This is a genomic window from Polaromonas glacialis (assembly GCF_000709345.1).
Taxonomy (GTDB): Bacteria; Pseudomonadota; Gammaproteobacteria; order Burkholderiales; family Burkholderiaceae_C; genus Polaromonas; species Polaromonas glacialis.
Genome location: NZ_JMDZ01000047.1, coordinates 1 through 1165, shown reverse-complemented (window position 1 = coordinate 1165; position 1165 = coordinate 1). Strand labels below are relative to the sequence as shown.

The window sequence follows — 1165 nt, the reverse complement described above, 5'->3', positions numbered from 1 at the left end:
CGAATGGCACTTACTTTGGCTCGTAAGCATGACCATGCTTCTCGACATGTTGGCGGGCTTGGGCGCGCGGCACCTTCAACCAGGGGTAGGGTTTGGGCCTTCGTTTTCGCATTCGCGGCTCGATGCGTCCGGGTCGATGGCCGACCCGGCATTGAGCGATCAACGCGAACAACTGCCCGCAATCCTTGGTGGCTGAGAGGCCTCGCGAGACCCACTCTAACCACAGTTGCACCGTGTGCTTAAAGCTCAGGCCGCGCGGGTCTATCCCGGCATTGCAGGCAGCCTGCGCCATGAGCAGTCGGATCACGTTGTAAGCGAGCAGATGGACCCACAGTTGCTTTTCGTTCATCTGCGGCGTCTGACAGCTCAGTACATCCATGCCCGTGGTGGTCTTGAGGTTGCGCAGGTCCAGCTCAACGTTCCAGCGACGCGCGTACAGCGCCGAGAGGTCGCGCTTGGTGACCTGGCGATGGTTGAGCAGCGTGGTGACCAGCACCTGATGATCGACCTTGACTTCACGCAGCGTGATCTCATCGGGAAAGCGCGCGTACTGCTCGGGCGTCATCCACTCTGGACGGGCTGCGGGCTTGGGCCAGCGCACGATGTGATCGCGTGTGCCCAGCGACTGGCCGCGTCGAAAGTCGGTGATTCGTGCTCCGTTTTGCTCGAACAGCGCATCCACACCGGCGGCCATCAGCGTGGCGATCAGAAAATAGTTGCAGTACAAGGCATCGGCAAGCATTACATCGCCGGGGCAAAAGCCTGCGAGCAGACGGCGTACCAGCCCAAGCTCGCCACTGCCTTTGCCGCGCTGTGGCCCTATCGCCGCGTCCAGCGCCGCGCCGGTGGCCAGGCAAATCACCATGACCAGCCGCGCCAGGGGAAAGCCGACCCCGGGCGCCTGCGTGCTGGGCTGGGGATACAAGGCTTGGTTCTGCGCGGTATCGGGCATCGACAGGCAGGTGCCGTCCACCAGCTTGACCGCGCGACCGCGCCAGAGCCATTGCGCCAGCGCTTTTTCGCCGAGCAGCCGCCCTGTTTTGCGCGCGAGCGTGCTGACCATCTCCAGTGGCAGCCGCTGACGAGCCCTGCAGTACCCGCCAGTGCGAACGCTGCACGCGCTCAAACCATCGGCTGCGCGCTGCGCCGCCCAGCCGTTGACCGC

1 protein-coding gene is annotated in these 1165 nt (G+C 63.9%); it reads right to left on the bottom strand.

Translation table 11 applies throughout. The features are described 5' to 3' along the window. Positions 1-10 precede the first annotated feature (10 nt). On the bottom strand, positions 11-1165 hold a 1155-nt coding region (locus EC86_RS0100245), incomplete at its 5' end, for an IS4 family transposase (RefSeq protein ID WP_029523718.1).